The organism is Variovorax sp. P4_B11 (assembly GCF_056402355.1).
The window spans coordinates 107,312-122,977 of record NZ_JBFUHO010000006.1; the positions used below are offsets into that span (position 1 = coordinate 107,312).

The 15,666-nt window shown below is 68.8% G+C and carries 16 protein-coding genes; 10 read left to right on the forward strand and 6 right to left on the reverse strand.

Annotated features, from left to right (window positions below; genetic code table 11):
* Nucleotides 1-90 precede the first annotated feature (90 nt).
* The gene (gene hemL, locus AC1DYD_RS08680) at nt 91-1,377 is read left to right on the forward strand and encodes a glutamate-1-semialdehyde 2,1-aminomutase (protein ID WP_478172340.1); all 1,287 of its coding nucleotides are present in this window, start codon (nt 91-93) and stop codon (nt 1,375-1,377) included.
* A 5-nt stretch (nt 1,378-1,382) separates the two neighbouring features.
* Complete coding sequence (locus AC1DYD_RS08685; RefSeq protein ID WP_478172341.1) at nt 1,383-1,856, forward strand: hypothetical protein; 474 nt, start codon at nt 1,383-1,385, stop codon at nt 1,854-1,856.
* Here AC1DYD_RS08685 and purH read toward each other — a convergent pair.
* The 3 genes from purH to dusB are packed head-to-tail and all read right to left on the reverse strand — an operon-like array spanning nt 1,853 to nt 4,778.
* Entirely contained in the window at nt 1,853-3,424 is a 1,572-nt protein-coding gene (gene purH, locus AC1DYD_RS08690) for a bifunctional phosphoribosylaminoimidazolecarboxamide formyltransferase/IMP cyclohydrolase (protein WP_478172342.1), read from the reverse strand. The genes AC1DYD_RS08685 and purH overlap by 4 nt on opposite strands.
* 6 nt (nt 3,425-3,430) lie before the next feature.
* Entirely contained in the window at nt 3,431-3,667 is a 237-nt protein-coding gene (locus tag AC1DYD_RS08695; RefSeq protein ID WP_028249493.1) for a Fis family transcriptional regulator, read from the reverse strand.
* Nucleotides 3,668-3,719: 52 nt separating this feature from the next.
* Complete coding sequence (dusB, locus tag AC1DYD_RS08700) at nt 3,720-4,778, reverse strand: tRNA dihydrouridine synthase DusB (RefSeq protein WP_478172343.1); 1,059 nt, start codon at nt 4,776-4,778, stop codon at nt 3,720-3,722.
* Nucleotides 4,779-4,945: 167 nt separating this feature from the next.
* Between dusB and AC1DYD_RS08705 the strand changes: the two genes are divergently transcribed.
* Nucleotides 4,946-5,419: a YqaA family protein gene (locus tag AC1DYD_RS08705; protein ID WP_478172344.1), complete on the forward strand. Its 474-nt coding sequence runs from the start codon at nt 4,946-4,948 to the stop codon at nt 5,417-5,419.
* A gap of 7 nt (nt 5,420-5,426) precedes the next feature.
* On the opposite strand, the gene AC1DYD_RS08710 is transcribed toward AC1DYD_RS08705, so the two are convergent.
* Together AC1DYD_RS08710 and ychF are read right to left on the reverse strand one after the other, a co-directional pair.
* Nucleotides 5,427-6,101, reverse strand: a complete 675-nt coding sequence (locus AC1DYD_RS08710) for a glutathione S-transferase (RefSeq protein ID WP_478172345.1) — start codon at nt 6,099-6,101, stop codon at nt 5,427-5,429.
* Nucleotides 6,102-6,109: 8 nt separating this feature from the next.
* Entirely contained in the window at nt 6,110-7,201 is a 1,092-nt protein-coding gene (ychF, locus tag AC1DYD_RS08715) for a redox-regulated ATPase YchF (RefSeq protein WP_478172346.1), read from the reverse strand.
* Between the two features lie 203 nt (nt 7,202-7,404).
* Here ychF and AC1DYD_RS08720 point away from each other — a divergent pair, with 203 nt between their 5' ends.
* The 6 genes from AC1DYD_RS08720 to rbsD all read left to right on the forward strand — a co-directional run bounded on the left by AC1DYD_RS08720 (nt 7,405) and on the right by rbsD (nt 13,568).
* Nucleotides 7,405-8,358: a substrate-binding domain-containing protein gene (locus AC1DYD_RS08720; RefSeq protein ID WP_478172347.1), complete on the forward strand. Its 954-nt coding sequence runs from the start codon at nt 7,405-7,407 to the stop codon at nt 8,356-8,358.
* Between the two features lie 25 nt (nt 8,359-8,383).
* A complete protein-coding gene (locus AC1DYD_RS08725) occupies nt 8,384-9,967 on the forward strand; it encodes a sugar ABC transporter ATP-binding protein (protein ID WP_478172348.1) in 1,584 nt (527 codons plus the stop codon).
* On the forward strand, nt 9,964-10,965 hold the full coding sequence (locus tag AC1DYD_RS08730; RefSeq protein WP_478172349.1) for an ABC transporter permease: 1,002 nt from the start codon (nt 9,964-9,966) through the stop codon (nt 10,963-10,965). Before AC1DYD_RS08725 ends, AC1DYD_RS08730 begins: the two co-directional genes overlap by 4 nt.
* Before the next feature lie 166 nt (nt 10,966-11,131).
* A complete protein-coding gene (locus tag AC1DYD_RS08735; RefSeq protein WP_478172350.1) occupies nt 11,132-12,217 on the forward strand; it encodes a LacI family DNA-binding transcriptional regulator in 1,086 nt (361 codons plus the stop codon).
* Nucleotides 12,214-13,173 (forward strand): ribokinase, encoded by a 960-nt coding sequence (gene rbsK / locus AC1DYD_RS08740; RefSeq protein ID WP_478172351.1) that lies wholly within the window; start codon nt 12,214-12,216, stop codon nt 13,171-13,173. Before AC1DYD_RS08735 ends, rbsK begins: the two co-directional genes overlap by 4 nt.
* Nucleotides 13,170-13,568, forward strand: coding sequence for a D-ribose pyranase (rbsD, locus tag AC1DYD_RS08745; RefSeq protein ID WP_478172352.1), 399 nt, complete (start codon nt 13,170-13,172; stop codon nt 13,566-13,568). The genes rbsK and rbsD overlap by 4 nt, the downstream gene beginning before the upstream one ends.
* Before the next feature lie 19 nt (nt 13,569-13,587).
* Here rbsD and AC1DYD_RS08750 read toward each other — a convergent pair whose 3' ends face one another.
* Nucleotides 13,588-14,469 carry an MOSC domain-containing protein gene (locus AC1DYD_RS08750; RefSeq protein ID WP_478172353.1) on the reverse strand — a complete coding sequence of 294 codons (882 nt, stop codon included), beginning with the start codon at nt 14,467-14,469 and terminating at the stop codon, nt 13,588-13,590.
* Nucleotides 14,470-14,544: 75 nt separating this feature from the next.
* Between AC1DYD_RS08750 and AC1DYD_RS08755 the strand changes: the two genes are divergently transcribed.
* The gene (locus tag AC1DYD_RS08755; RefSeq protein WP_478172354.1) at nt 14,545-15,660 is read left to right on the forward strand and encodes an FAD-dependent monooxygenase; all 1,116 of its coding nucleotides are present in this window, start codon (nt 14,545-14,547) and stop codon (nt 15,658-15,660) included.
* Nucleotides 15,661-15,666: the final 6 nt, after the last annotated feature.

Genomic DNA, 15,666 nt, shown 5'->3' on the forward strand with positions numbered 1-15,666 from the left:
CGGAGCCGGTTCCGCGGTGTTTCACGAAGGGCGGCCGGACTGCGCCGGCCGCGCAGGATCGAACGCACATGAACAATGAACGCAAACGCCATGAACGCCACTGACCAGAACGAAATCCTCTTCGAGCGCGCCCGCGCCGTCATCCCCGGGGGCGTGAATTCGCCGGTGCGGGCCTTCAAGGCGGTCGGCGGCACGCCGCGCTTCGTGAAGCGCGCACAGGGCGCCTATTTCTGGGACGCCGACGACAAGCGCTACATCGACTACATCGGTTCCTGGGGCCCGATGATCCTCGGCCATGGCCATCCGGCGGTGGTCGAGGCGGTGCAGCGCGCCGTCACCGAGGGCTTCTCCTTCGGCGCCCCGACCGAGCGCGAGATCGAGCTGGCCGAAGCCATCCTCGCGCTGGTGCCGTCGATGGAGATGGTGCGGCTCGTGAGCTCGGGAACCGAGGCCGCGATGAGCGCGCTGCGCCTGGCCCGCGGCGCCACCGGCCGCAAGTACATCATCAAGTTCGAAGGCTGCTACCACGGCCACGCCGACGCCCTGCTGGTCAAGGCCGGTTCGGGCCTCGCGACCTTCGGCAATCCGACCTCGGCCGGCGTGCCGCCCGAGGTGGTGCAGCACACGCTGGTGCTCGAGTACAACAACCTCGCGCAGCTCGAGGAAGCCTTCACGCTGCACGGCCACGAGATCGCCTGCCTGATGATCGAGGCGATCGCCGGCAACATGAACTTCGTGCGCGCCAGCGCGGCCTTCGCGAAGCGCTGCCGCGAGCTGTGCACGCAGTACGGCGCGCTGCTGGTGTTCGACGAGGTGATGACCGGCTTCCGCGTCGGGCTGCGCGGCGCCCAGGGCGTGCTCGGCGTCACGCCCGACCTCACGGTGCTCGGCAAGGTGATCGGCGGCGGCATGCCGCTGGCGGCTTTCGGCGGCCCGCGCGCGATCATGGAACAGCTGGCGCCGATGGGGCCGGTCTACCAGGCCGGCACGCTCTCGGGCAATCCGGTGGCGACCGCCTGCGGGCTCGCCACCCTGAAGGAGATCGCCAGGCCCGGTTTCTACGAAGCGCTGGCTGCGAAGACCCGCTCGCTGGTCGACGGCCTGAAGGCGGCAGCAGCCGCCGAAGGCGTGCCCTTCAGCGCCGACAGCGAGGGCGGCATGTTCGGTTTCTTCCTGCTCGACGCGCTGCCGCAGAACTACACGGCCGTGATGAAGAGCGACGGCGCGAAGTTCAACGCGCTGTTCCACGGCCTGCTGGAGCGCGGCGTCTACATCGCGCCGGCGCTCTACGAGGCCGGCTTCGTGAGCGCCGCGCACAGCGAGGACGACATCGCCGCCACCGTCGAGGCGGCACGCCAGGTCTTCCAGACGCTGTAGGCGCCGTGAAGCTGCGATCGCTCCTGGCAGGCGCGAGCCTGCTGCTGCCAGGCCTGGCGCTCGCGCAGGTCGATATCAGCCAGGTCTGGGTCAACCCGGGCTTCTACTCGCTGCACTTCGATCGCGACAAGGGACTGGAAGACGCCAACCCGGGCATCGGCATCGAGTGGCCGATCGACCAGACCTACTCGATCACGGCCGGCGCGTTTCGCAACAGCGACCGCGACCTCTCGCACTACATCGGCTTGTACGTGATGCCCTTCGAGTTCCACGGCGTGAAGCTGGGCGCCGTGGTGGGCGGCTTCGACGGCTACCAGATGACCAACAACGGCGGCTGGTTCGCGGCACTGATCCCGACCGCGGCGATCGAGGGCAAGCACTGGGGACTGAACATCGCGATCATCCCCAGCATCAAGGACCGCCTCTACGGCGCCATCAGTTTCCAGCTGAAGTACCGCTTTTCCGACGGCAGCGATTAATGCCGGAAGTGGCGGACGCCGGATAGAACCATGACGACGCCGCGCTCGTCGGCGGCGTCGATCACTTCCTGGTCGCGCATCGAGCCGCCCGGCTGGATGACCGAGGTGGCGCCGGCATCGACCACCACGTCGAGGCCGTCGCGGAACGGGAAGAAGGCGTCGCTCGCGACCGCGGTGCCGGCCAGCGACAGGTTCGCGTGCTGGGCCTTGATGCTGGCGATGCGCGCCGAGTCGAGCCGGCTCATCTGACCGGCGCCGACGCCCATGGTCATGCTGTCGGCACAGAACACGATCGCATTGCTCTTGACGAACTTGGCGACCTTCCAGGCGAACAGCAGGTCCTGCAGCTGCTGCGGCGTCGGCTGCTTCCTGCTGACGACCTTGAGCTCGTCGATGGCCAGCTCGCGGTTGTCGGCGGTCTGCATCAGCAGGCCCGAGCCGATGCGCTTGACGTCGACCGCGTTGCGGCCGTTGTCCCAGTCGGTCTTGCCGCCCGGCGGCAGCGCGATCTCGAGGATGCGCACGTTGACCTTGCTCTTGAAAACCTCGAGCGCCTCGGCCGAGTAGCCCGGCGCCATCAGCACCTCGACGAACTGCTTGCTGACTGCTTCGGCCGCGGCCCGGTCCATCGGCCGGTTGAAGGCGATGATGCCGCCGAAGGCCGAGGTCGGATCGGTCTTGAAGGCCTTGCTGTAGGCCTCGAGCGGGTCCTTGCCGACGGCGACGCCGCAGGGGTTGGCATGCTTCACGATCACGCAGGCCGGCGTGTCGAAGCTCTTCACGCATTCCCACGCGGCATCGGCATCGGCGATGTTGTTGTAGCTGAGCTCCTTGCCCTGCAACTGCCTGGCAGTGACCAGCGAGCCCGGCGCCGGATACAGGTCGCGGTAGAACGCGGCCTGCTGGTGCGGGTTCTCGCCGTAGCGCAGGTCCTGCAGCTTGACGAAGCGGCCGTTGCTCTGCGCCGGGAACAGCGCATGCGTGCCGTCCTCCTGGATGCCCGAGAGATAGTCGCTGATCGCGCCGTCGTACTGGCTGATGCGGTTGAAGGCGGCCACCGAGAAAGCGAACTTGGTCTTGTCGCTGAGCTTGCCCTCGGCCTTGAGTTCGGCCAGCGCCTGCGGATACTGCGAGGCATCGGTCAGCACGCCGACATCCTTCCAGTTCTTGGCCGCGCTGCGAACCATCGCCGGGCCGCCGATGTCGATGTTCTCGATCGCATCCTCGAGCGTGCAGCCGGGCTTGGCGACCGTGGCTTCGAAGGGATAGAGGTTGACCACCAGCAGGTCGATGGTGTCGATGCCGTGTTCCTTCAAGGCCGCCATGTGCGCCGGCATGTCGCGCCGCGCCAGCAGGCCGCCGTGCACCTTCGGATGCAGGGTCTTGACGCGGCCGTCGAGCATTTCGGGGAAGCCGGTGTGGTCGGCGACTTCGGTCACCGGCAGGCCGGCATCCGCCAGCAGCTTGGCAGTGCCGCCGGTGGACAGCAGCTGGATGCCGAGCGCGTGCAGCGCCTGGGCGAATTCGAGGATGCCGGTCTTGTCGGATACGGAGATCAGTGCGTTCATCAGGGGTTACTTCAACAGTTTGTGTTCGACCAGCTTCTTGCGCAGGGTGTTTCGGTTGAGGCCGAGCCATTGCGCGGCCTTGGATTGGTTGCCCTCGGCGCGCGTCATGACGACGTCGAGCAGGGGCTTCTCGACGACGCGCACCAGCATCTCGTACATGCCGTCGGGTTCGGTGCCGCGGAGGTCGCGGAAATAGCTGTCCAGGCTGCTGCGTACGCAGTCTTCGATATGTTTCTTGCTCATGATCTTCTTGTTTTCTCCTCTTGCTCTGCCTTCTCTCGTGTTCTCTCCGGCATCACGCAAGCGCGTCGGCCGATGGCTCGTCCAGGGTTTCGAGCGCATCCGCCGAGGCCGGCGGGATGCGGTCCATGCGTCCCGCGAGCGTGTCGAAAAAGCCGGCCACCGCGCGCAGTTGCGCGTCGCAGTCCTCGATCAGGTTCATCTCGCTGCGGAACGCCTCGCCGCCCGGCAGCGCCCGCACGTACCAGCCGATGTGCTTGCGTGCCGTGCGCACGCCGCTGTAGTCGCCGTACAGCGCATAGTGCTGCTGCAGGTGGTCGAGCATCAGGCGCCGCACCTCGGCCACCAGCGGCGGCGCCAGGTGCGTGCCGGTGGCGAGGAAATGCGCGATCTCGCGGAAGATCCATGGCCGGCCCTGTGCCGCGCGGCCGACCATCACAGCGTCGGCGCCGGTCGCGGCAAGCACGTCGCGCGCCTTCTCGGGCGACACGATGTCGCCATTGGCGACCACCGGGATCCGCACCGCGGCCTTGACCGCCGCGATGGTGTCGTATTCGGCCTGGCCCTTGTAACCCTGCTCGCGCGTGCGGCCATGCACCGTAAGCATCTGCACGCCGGCGGCCTCGAAGCGCCGCGCCAGCGTCACCGCGTTGCGCCGGTCCTCGCTCCAGCCGGTGCGCATCTTGAGCGTGACCGGCACCCGGTGCGGCAGCGCGGCGCGCACCACGGCCTCGACGATCTCGAGGGCCAGCGGCTCGTCGCGCATCAACGCCGACCCAGCCCACTTGTTGCAGACTTTCTTGGCAGGGCAACCCATGTTGATGTCGATGATCTGCGCACCGCGCTCGATGTTGTATTGCGCTGCCTCAAACATCATCGCCGCGTCGGTACCGGCGATCTGCACCGAAATGGGGCCCGGCTCGCCTTCGTGGTTGGCGCGGCGCGAGGTCTTCAGCGTGCCCCACAATTCCTTGCGCGACGTGACCATCTCGCTGACCGCATAGCCGGCGCCGAGTTCGCGGCACAGCATCCGGAACGGCCGGTCCGTGACGCCCGCCATCGGGGCGACGAACAGGCTGTTTTCCAGCGCGATGTGGCCGATCTGCAGGGTCATGGAGGAAGGTGGCGAGCGCTGGGCTGCTGAAAAATGAGGCACGATTGTAGCGGCGTGCCGCCCCTTCGGCTGAAACGATTTGCACCCTTCGCGCCTCCTCGACGGCCGTACCGAGGGTTCTCGCCTACGGCAGAAGCGATCGGTAGCTTTCTATACTCCGCGCACACATGCAAGCCTGGCTCGACTCCTTCCTTGCGCTCCTGGCGCTTCCGCAGTACGGGCTCAGCACGGTGTTCATCGCCGCTTTCGTGTCGGCGACGCTGCTGCCGGTCGGGTCGGAGCCGGTGCTGTTCGGCCTGCTCAAGCTGAACCCCGACATGTTCTGGTCGGCCGTCGTCGTGGCCACGATCGGCAACACCCTGGGCGGCGTGGTCGACTGGTGGATGGGCTACGGCGCCCACAAGGTGGCCGACAAGTACTCGCACTCCAAGCACCACCTGCGCGTGCTGGGCTGGCTCGAGCGGCTCGGGCCCAAGGCCTGCCTGCTGGCCTGGCTGCCGGTCGTCGGCGATCCGCTCTGCGCAGTCGCCGGCTGGCTCAAGCTGCCGTTCTGGCCCTGCGTGCTCTACATGGCGATCGGCAAGTTCGCGCGCTACGTGACGATGACGGTGGCGCTGCTGTACATCTGGCCCAACACTTGAGCGGGCCTCAACTCAGCAGGCCGTAGGGGCCGCCGCGCTCCAGCGCCCGCTGGTAGGCCGGCCGCGCATGGATGCGCTCGAGCCAGGCCATCAGCTTCGGCCGCGCGGCGTCGAGCCCGCCGCGGGCCCGCGCGGCTTCGACCGGAAAACTCATCTGGATGTCGGCGCCGCTGAACGCTTCGCCGGCGAACCATTCGTTCTTGCCGAGTTCGCCTTCCATGAAATCGAGGTGCGTCTTCAGGTTCGGCAGGATGAAGGCGGCCTTGGCTTTCTGCGCGATGCCCCGCGCGATCGGCCTGGCGAAGAAAGGCATCTTCGCGTTTTCGACCCGGTCGAACATCAGCTTGAGCAGCAGCGGCGGCATGGCGGAGCCTTCCGCGTAGTGCAGCCAGTAGCGATAGCGCAGAGCCTCGGGTGTTCCGGCCGCGGGCGCCAGCCGGCCGTCGCCGTAGCGCTCGACCAGGGTCTCGATGATGGCGCCCGATTCGGCCAGCGTCAGGCCCTCGTCGGTGGTCACCACCGGCGACTTGCCGAGCGGATGCACCTTCTTGAGCTCGGGCGGCGCGAGCATGGTCTGGGCGTCGCGCTGGTAGTGCACGACCTCGTAGGGCAGTTCGAGTTCCTCGAGCAGCCAGAGCACGCGCTGCGAGCGCGAGTTGTTGAGGTGATGGACCTTGATCATGGGGCCGCTCAGGAGCTGAACAGGAAGTTCATGACGTCACCGTCCTTGACGACGTAGTCCTTGCCCTCGGCACGCATCTTGCCCGCGTCCTTGGCGCCCTGCTCGCCCTTGAAGGCGATGAAGTCGTTGAAGGCGATGGTCTGGGCGCGGATGTAGCCCTTCTCGAAATCGGTGTGGATCACGCCGGCCGCCTGCGGGCCGGTGTCGCCGATGTGGATCGTCCAGGCGCGCACTTCCTTGACGCCGGCCGTGAAGTAGGTCTGCAGACCCAGCAGCGTGTAGGCGGCGCGGATCAGGCGGTTCAGGCCCGGCTCCTCCTGGCCGATCTCGGCCAGGAACATGGCGCGGTCCTCGTCGTCCATGTCGGCCAGCTCGGCCTCGATCTTGGCGCAGATGGCGACCACCGGCGCGTTCTGCGCCGCCGCGTATTCGCGCAGGCGATCGAGGAAGGGATTGTTCTCGAAGCCGTCTTCGGCCACATTGCCGACGAACATCGCGGGCTTGGCGGTGATCAGCGAGAACTGCTTGACCAGCGGCCTGTCTTCCTTGCTGAACTCGATCGCGCGCACCGGCTTGTTCTGGTTCAGCGCCGCCTGGCATTTCTCGAGCAGGGCCACCAGCTTGATGGCCTCCTTGTCGCCCGAGCGGGCGGTCTTGGTGTGGCGGTGCAGCGCCTTCTCGACCGTCGACAGGTCGGCCAGGCAGAGCTCGGTCTGGATCACCTCGATGTCGGAGATCGGGTCGACCTTGCCGGCCACGTGGATCACGTTGTCGTCCTCGAAGCAGCGCACCACGTTGACGATCGCGTCGGTCTCGCGGATGTGGGCCAGGAACTGGTTGCCCAGGCCTTCGCCCTGGCTGGCACCGGCCACCAGGCCCGCGATGTCGACGAACTCGACGATCGCCGGCACCACGCGCTCGGGCTGGACGATCTCGCTCAATGCGGCGATCCGGGGATCGGGCACCTCGACCACGCCCACGTTCGGCTCGATGGTGCAGAACGGATAGTTCTCGGCCGCGATGCCGGCCTTGGTCAGGGCGTTGAAAAGGGTGGATTTACCGACGTTGGGCAGGCCGACGATGCCGCATTGCAAACTCATTGGGAGTGTCCTCAGGTCAACCGGGCATTTTAGGCGAGCACGGCCCGCGGCCGGTCCGGCAGGCCTTTGGCCGGTCGGCCGCCGCAGCGCAAGACTCAGGGTTAAACCCGATTAGCAATCGTTTGCGCAAACGTTTTCGTCACCTAATATCAGCGCGGGCCGGAAGATCGGTCATCGATTCACAACCCCAGGAGACAAACACCATGAAGTTCACCCGCCGCACCCTGCAAAGCGCCGCCGTCCTCTCGCTGTTGGGCGCCATCGCCGCATCGCCCGCCTTCGCGCAGGACAAGCCCAAGGTCGCGCTGGTCATGAAATCGCTGGCCAACGAGTTCTTCCTGACGATGGAAGACGGCGCCAAGGCGCACCAGAAGGCCCATGCCTCGGACTACACGCTGATGGCCAACGGCATCAAGGACGAGACCGACACCGCCGCGCAGATCAAGATGGTCGAGCAGATGGCGGCGCAGAAGGTCAACGCGCTGGTGATCGCGCCGGCCGATTCGAAGGCGCTGGTGCCGGCGGTCAAGGCGGCCATCGACAAGGGCATCCTGGTCGTCAACATCGACAACCAGCTGGACGCCGCAGCACTGAAGGAAAAGAACATCCAGGTGCCCTTCGTGGGCCCCGACAACCGCGCCGGCGCCAAGCTGGTCGGCGACTACCTCGCCAAGAGCCTGAAGGCCGGCGACAAGGTGGGCATCATCGAAGGCGTGTCGACCACCTTCAACGCACAGCAGCGCACGCTGGGCTACCAGGACGCGATGAAGGCCGCGGGCGTGACCGTGGTCGGCGTGCAGTCGGGCCAGTGGGAGATCGACAAGGGCAACACGGTGGCGGCCGGCATGCTGCGCGAGCATCCCGACCTCAAGGCGCTGCTGGCCGGCAACGACAGCATGGCCCTGGGCGCGGTGGCGGCGGTCAAGGCCGCCGGCAAGACCGGCAAGGTGCTGGTCGTGGGCTACGACAACATCGGCGCCATCAAGCCGATGCTGGCCGACGGCCGGGTGCTGGCCACGGCCGACCAGTTCGCCGCCAAGCAGGCGGTGTTCGGCATCGAGACCGCCCTCAAGGCGCTGGCCGACAAGCAGCCTCAATCGGCCATGCCGGCCGTGATCAAGACCGACGTGGTGCTGGTCACCAAGGACTCGAAGTAGGCCAGGCATCTTCGGATTCGCCGCCATGACCGAAGCCACGCCCGCCGGCCGGCCCGCGCTGCTGGCGCTGCACGACATCGGCAAGGACTACGCCGCGCCGGTGCTCGAGGGCGTGAGCCTGGCACTGGGGGCCGGCGAAGTGCTGGCGCTCACCGGCGAGAACGGCGCGGGCAAGAGCACGCTGTCGAAGATCGTCTGCGGGCTGGTCTCGCCCACGCGCGGCCACATGCGGCTCGGCGGCGAGGCGTTCGCGCCCGGCTCGCGGCGCGCGGCCGAAGCGCAGGGCGTGCGCATGGTGATTCAGGAACTGGGCCTGGTGCCGACGCTGTCGGTGGCCGAGAACCTGCTGCTCGATCGCCTGCCGCAGCGCCTGGGCTGGCTGCGCCGGGCGCCGCTGCACGAGGCCGCGCGGCTGCAGCTGGCCAAGATCGGCATGGCGCACATCGACCCCGCGACGCCGGTGTCGCGGCTGGGCATCGGCCAGCAGCAGATGGTGGAGATCGCGCGCAACCTGCAGGACGACACGCGCGTGCTGATCCTCGACGAGCCGACGGCGATGCTCACGCCGCGCGAGACCTCGCACCTGTTCGAGCAGATCGAGCGGTTGAAGGCGCGCGGCGTGGGCATCGTCTACGTCTCTCACCGGCTCGAGGAACTGCAGCGCATCGCCGACCGGGTGGCGGTGCTGCGCGACGGCCGGCTGGTCGACGTGCGCCCGATGGCCGGCGTGCGCGAATCCGAGCTGGTCGAACGCATGGTCGGCCGCGCGGTGCACGAGCACGAAGGCCGGCCACGGCGGGTCGGCGGCGCGGTGCTGATGAGCGCCCGCGGCATCGGGCGTGCCCAGGTGGTGCGCGACGTCGATCTCGATTTGCGCGCCGGCGAGATCATGGGCATCGCCGGCCTGGTCGGCTCGGGCCGGACCGAGCTGGTGCGCCTGCTGTTCGGCGCCGACCGCGCGGACCGGGGCGCGATCACGCTCCACTGGCCCGGCGCGCGTTCGCCCGATGCCGGCAGCGGTCGCTGGCGTTCGCCGATGCAAGCCATTCGCGCCGGCATCGGACTGGTCAGCGAGGACCGCAAGTCGCAGGGCCTCTTGATGCCGCAGTCGATCCGCGTCAACGCCACGCTGAGCGACCTGGGCGCGCTGTCGAGCGGCGGCTGGCTGCACAACGCGCGCGAGCGCGGCATTGCGCGCCGGCTGGTGCAGACGCTGCGCATTCGCTCGCGCAGCGAAGAACAGGTCGTTGCCACGCTGAGCGGCGGCAACCAGCAGAAGGTGGTGTTCGCGCGCTGGCTGCATCGCGACTGCAAGGTTCTGCTGCTCGACGAGCCGACACGCGGCGTCGACGTGGGTGCGCGCGCCGACCTGTATGCCGAGCTCGACCGCATGACCGACGCCGGCCGCGCGCTGCTGATGGTGTCGAGCGACCTGCGCGAACTGATGGCCATGTGCGACCGCATCGGCGTGATGCATGCGGGGCGGCTGGTGGCGGTGTTCGAGCGCGGCGGCTGGGACCAGCAATCGCTGCTGGCCGCGGCTTTCGGCGATGCGGGCTCCGAGGCCGGCCGCCACGCCGCCCCTTCCATTTCCTCTTCTCTCTCATGACCACGAACACCACCGTCCCTCCGAGCGTGCCCTCCGGGTCCGCCGCCGGCTCGCTGCGCGGACAGCTCGGCACCTACATCGGCCTGGCCGTGGTGCTGGCCGGCATGATCGCTCTGTTCGGCAGCCTGAGCGAATACTTCCTCACGGTGGAGACCTTCGTCACCATCGCCAACGAGATCCCCGCGCTGGCGGTGATGGCGGTGGGCATGACCTTCGTGCTGATCATCGCGGGCATCGATCTGTCGGTGGGCTCGGTGCTCGCGCTCAGCGCGGCAGTCGCGGCCGCCGCGATCCTCGAATGGAAGCTGCCGGTGCCGGCTGCCGCGGCGCTCGGCCTCGCCACCGGCCTGGCCTGCGGAGCCATCACCGGCGCGGTGTCGGTGGCCTGGCGGCTGCCGAGCTTCATCGTCTCGCTCGGCATGCTCGAGGCGGTGCGCGGCGGCGCCTACCTGGTCACCGGCTCGCGCACGCAGTACGTCGGCGACGCCATCTCGGGCCTCGCGGCGCCGTGGATCGGCGGCATCTCGGCGGCCTTCGTGCTGGCGGTGCTGCTGGTGATCGTGGGCCAGGTCGTACTCACGCGCACAGTGTTCGGCCGCTACGTGGTGGGCATCGGCACCAACGAGGAAGCCATGCGCCTGGCGGGCATCGATCCGCGGCCGATCCGGATCATCGTCTTCGCGCTGACCGGGCTGATGGCCGGCCTCGCGGGTCTGATGCAGTCGGCCCGACTCGAAGCGGCCGACCCGAATGCGGGCGTCGGCATCGAGCTGCAGGTGATCGCGGCGGTGGTCATCGGCGGTACCAGCCTGATGGGCGGACGCGGCTCGGTGGTCAACACCTTCTTCGGCGTGCTGATCATCGCGGTGCTCGAGGCCGGCCTGGCGCAGGTCGGCGCGAGCGAGCCGAGCAAGCGCATCATCACCGGCGCCGTGATCGTCGCCGCAGTCATCATCGACACACTGCGCCAGCGCCGCGCGGAACGCCGTCAAGCTTGAAATGAAGCACCCCCGAAGCGCCTGCGGCGCCTCCCCCTCAAGGGGGCGATACCAGCGGCCCGGCAAAGCCGGTTCCGCGGTATCCCTGGTCTCGGACTGTGCCGGTCTCATGCATCGCGGGTCGCGCCAAGCGCGGTGGAGCAACTAAAGAAAGGGAACGAAACGCATGGCCACGATCAAGGATGTCGCGTTGCACGCCGGGGTCTCGGTGACCACCGTCTCGCACGTGGTCAACGACACCCGCCACGTGAGCGCCAAGGGGCGCGAGCGCGTAGAGCTCGCGATCCGCGAACTCGGCTACGTGCCGAGCGCGGTCGCGCGCAGCCTGAAGAGCAACACCACCTCGACCCTCGGCATGCTGATTCCGAACAGCTCGAACCCCTACTTCGCCGAGATCGTGCGGGTCGTCGAAGACCGCTGCTTCGGCGCCGGCTACACGCTGGTGCTGTGCAACACCGACGACGAGTCGCATCGCCAGAGCGTCTACCTGAAGGTGCTGGCCGAGCGCCGCATCGATGGACTGATCGTGGTGTCGACCGGCGACGACGACTCGCTCGTGACGCAGCTGCGCGGCCTGCGGATCCCCACCGTGCTGGTCGACCGCGAGATCGCCGACCCGAGCTGCGACCTGGTCGAGACCGCGCACATGCAGGGCGGCCTGCTTGCGGTTCGGCACCTGCTGTCGCTGGGCCACAAGCGCATCGCCTGCATCGGTGGACCGGCCGGCGTGATGCCGAGCGAGCAACGCATCGAAGGCTGGCGCATGGCGCTCGCCGAAGCCGGCGCCACGCCCGACATCGCGAAGGCCGACACCCTGCTCTGGCGCGGCGGCTTCACCAGCCAGGGCGGCTACGAGGCGATGCATGCCATTCTGCGCACCGAGAGCGCGCCGTCGGCGGTGTTCGTCTGCAACGACCTGATGGCCATCGGCGCGCTGCGCGCCGCGCACGAGAGCGGCGTGCGGGTGCCCGACGAACTCTCGGTGGTGGGCTTCGACGACATCGAGCTCTCCGCCTACACCAGCCCGCCGCTGACCACCGTGGCACAGCCCAAGGAGCGCATCGGCGCGCTGGCGGTCGACATGCTGCTCGAGCGCGTGGGCGGCCGCCGCCGCGATGCCCGCAAGGTGGTGCTGCAGCCCGAGTTGCGCGTGCGCGCGTCGACCGCGCCGCGTGCAGTCCACGAGAAACCCACGCGGCCGAGCGACGCACCCTCCTCTTCAATTCCGACATCCAGGTCCCGCACCCCGTGAGCTCCTCGCCATCTTCCAACCATCCGCCGCCACTGATCGTGGTGCTCGGCAGTCTCAACATGGACTTGGTACTGCGCGTTCCGCACGCGCCGGCCGCGGGCGAAACCCTACCCGGTCGTTCGATCGCCACGATTCCCGGCGGCAAGGGCGCCAACCAGGCGGTGAGTTGCGCGCGAGAAGGCGCACGCGTGCGCATGATCGGCTGCGTCGGCGCCGACGCGCATGGCCAGGCGCTGCGCGATGCGCTGCAGCGCGACGGCATCGACACCGCCGCGCTGCGCACCGATCCATCGGAGCCGACGGGCACGGCGCTGGTCATGGTCGAGGACAGCGGCCAGAACCGCATCGTGTTGATCGCGGGTGCCAATGGGCGGGTCGAGATCGACGCGGCGGCGCTGCGCCAGCAATTGCAGGGCGCAGACTTTCTCGTGGCGCAGTTCGAGACGCCGATGGCGCAGGTCGAGCACGCCATCGCGGTGGCGCACGAGACGGGCTGCAAGGTGCTGCTGAATCCGTCGCCGGTCGAGGCCATCCCCGAGCCGATGTGGCAGCGGATCGACACGCTGGTGGTCAACGAGATCGAGGCGCAGACGCTGAGCGGCTTGCCCGTCGCCCGTCCGCACGAAGCCGCTGCGGCGGGCCAAGCGCTGCGGGCGCGCGGGCCGGTGCGCGTGGTCGTCACCCTCGACGCGCTGGGCGCCGTGTCGGTCGACGCCGATGGCGCGCGCCACCATCCGGCGCCCAAGGTGCAGGCGGTCGACACCACGGCGGCGGGCGACACCTTTCTCGGCGCGCTGGCCGTCGCGCTGGGCGAAGGCCGGTCGTTCGACGAGGCCGTGCGCCTCGGCATCCGGGCCGCCGCGCTGTGCATCACGCAGCCCGGTGCCCAGCCTTCCATTCCGCAGCGCGACGCCGTGCTGCGGAGTCCGCTGCCACCCGACTGGATTGCGCTGTGAAACGCTCGCCCCTGCTGCACGCCGAACTCTCCCAGGTCATCGCCTCCCTCGGCCACGGAGACATGCTGGTCATCGGCGACGCCGGCCTGCCGATTCCCGAGGGTCCGCGTCGCATCGACCTGGCGCTGACCCCCGGCGTGCCGCGGCTGGCCGACGTGCTCAAGGCGGTGTTGTCCGAGATGCAGGTGGAGCGCGCGTGGCTGGCGCGGGAAGCCGTCGCGCAGCTGCCGGCCGGCACCTTGCCCGACTGGTGCGCGGGTCAGCTGGACGTCGTGCCGGAGACCCTCACGCACGAGGAGCTGAAGCGACTGAGCGCCCAAGCGAAGGCGATCGTCCGCACCGGCGAATGCACGCCCTACGCGAACATCGTGCTATGCGCCGGCGTGATCTTCTAGAGCCCGGCGCCGGGCGCCTTCACTCGAACCGGTAGTTCGCCCGCACTTCCTGCCCGCGCCTGAGCTGGTGTTCCACGCCCTGCAGCACGATCGCGTTCATGCCGAAAGTGATCGCGCCGCCGACCCGCGCATCCGAACGGTAGGTGCGCAGCATGTCGCCCACCTCCGGACTGCTGACCGCGGTCTTCGGGTCGATGTCGGGAATCGGGCAGCGCGAGCAGGGCTTGACGGGGCGCAGCAGCACCTCGCCCTCGGCCGTGGCGATGTGCATCGTCTCGACCCGGTCCTCGTCGTGCGCTTCCACGCCCGCCAGCACGAGGTTGGGCCTGAAGCGCTCGATGCCGACCGCCGGGTGGCCGGCCGCGACCAGCTTCGCGTTCAGCTCGGCCAGCGAGCCCTCGCTCGCCACCAGCAGCGGGAAGCCGTCGGCGAACTGGTTCGGCGCCTCGACGCCCTCGGTCCATTTCAGGCCCGACAGGCGCTGCTGCTCCGGGTCGAACCTCGCCATGCGCAATGGCCGCGGGTGGCCGGGCTCCGACAGGAAGTCGCTGAACCACTGGGCGGCGAGGTCGCCCATGTCGTAGGCCGCCACCTCGTCCTGCCAGACCTTGACCCGCGTCGGCTGCTCGACCCGGTCGAAGGCGATGTGCAGCGCCAGCATGCCCGGCGCACGCAACACCATTTCGGACTGCTTCAGCTGCGGCCGGATCAGCGCCATGCGCGGCAGCTCGCGCTGGGTAACGAACTCGCCCGCCGCATCCACCACCATCCAGGCGCGGTCGAACTCCAGGCCGGTCTCGATCAGCAGGGCCTCGTCGAGCTCGACGCCGGCGCAGGACTTGACCGGGTAGACGAACAGGCGGGCGATGGTGGCTTGGAGGTCGAAATCGGCAACATTCACGGGTTGGATCCTTTTTCAAGAAGCGCGATTGTCCCGCACCCCGCCGCCGGCCGAGCCTGCTCCTACAATCCGGCGATGGCTCTCCCTCCTGAGGTTTGCATTCGCGGCGCGGGCATCGTCGGCCGCACGCTGGCGCTGCTGCTGGCCCGAGAACGCGTGCGCGTGGCGCTGGTGGCGCCGGCCGCGCAGCCGGCCGGCCAGGACGTCCGCGCCTACGCGCTCAACGCCGCCTCGAAGACCCTGCTCGAATCGCTTCGCGCCTGGCCCGATGCCGCGCACGCCACGCCGGTGCGCGAGATGCTGGTGCATGGCGACGAAGGCGGCCGGGTGCAGTTTTCGGCCGCGCGCCAGAAGGTCGATGCGCTGGCCTGGATCGTCGATGTGCCCGCGCTCGAGCAGCAGCTCGGCGATGCGGTGCGCTTCCAGCCCCGGATCGACGTCGTGACCGCGCCGGTGCCGGCAGCGCTGACGGTGGTCTGCGAAGGCCGCATCAGCGCCACCCGCGACGCACTCGGTGTCGGCTATGAAGTCACCCGCTATGCGCAGCACGCCATCGCGGCCCGGCTCGAGGCCGAGCAGGCGCACGACGGCATTGCGCGTCAATGGTTCAACGACAAGGGCGAAGTGCTGGCGTTGCTGCCACTGGGCGACACCGATCGATCGCTGGCGCTCGTCTGGTCGGTCGACCAGTTCCGGGCGCCGGCCCTGCTGGCGCAGTCGGCCGACGAATTCAGCACCGCACTGCGCGAAGCCAGCCACGATGCGCTCGGCGCCTTCAAGCTCACCAGCGGGCGTTCGGGCTGGCCGCTGCAACGCGCCATCGCCGACCGCTGGACCGGCAGCTTCGACGACGGCACGGCCTGGGCATTGGCCGGCGACGCCGCCCACACGGTCCATCCCCTGGCCGGCCAGGGCCTCAACCTCGGCCTGGCCGACGTCGCGGCATTGGCCGAGGTCATCCGGACCCGCGACTACTGGCGCAGCGTGGGCGACGCCCGGCTGTTGCGGCGCTATGAGCGCGCGCGCCGCACTGACGTGCTGTCGATGAGCCTGGCCACCGACGGCCTGCAGCAACTCTTCGCCCACAGCGCGGACCCCCTGCCGGCGCTGCGCAACTGGGGCATGCGCGGTTTCGACCGCACGCGGCTCGTCAAGAACTGGATCGCACGCCAGGCCATGGGCCTGCAGTGAATTCCC